Source organism: Ochrobactrum sp. SFR4, assembly GCF_019730395.1.
GTDB lineage: Bacteria > Pseudomonadota > Alphaproteobacteria > Rhizobiales > Rhizobiaceae > Pseudochrobactrum.
This window is the reverse complement of the sequence record NZ_JAAPBB010000894.1, coordinates 1-264: the sequence shown is the minus strand read 5'-3', so window position 1 is coordinate 264 and position 264 is coordinate 1. Positions and strand designations below refer to the sequence as shown.

Genomic DNA, 264 nt, shown 5'->3' with positions numbered 1-264 from the left:
CGCCACTACAACGGATGGACGGATTCAACCCCTCATTCCGCTTGATCGGCCGCATTTGAGCGCGGCAGAGGTTTCGACCTATGCCGCCGAGGCGGTCACATCGTCCTTCACATATTCCTTCGCCACCTATCAGCAGGATTTTCAGAGAGCGCAGCAATATTTCACCAAACCGCGCGGCTGGAATTCCTTTGTTGAGGCAATCCAGAAATCCGGCACCCTCGATCTGGTCAAAAATCGCCGCCTGAACACAACAGCTATCGCGCA

The 264-nt window shown here is 54.9% G+C and carries 1 protein-coding gene; it reads left to right on the top strand.

Annotated features, from left to right (window positions below):
- Positions 1-55: 55 nt before the first annotated feature.
- Positions 56-264 (top strand): DotI/IcmL family type IV secretion protein (locus HBA93_RS21675; RefSeq protein ID WP_286202129.1); only part of this gene is annotated, 209 nt, incomplete at its 3' end.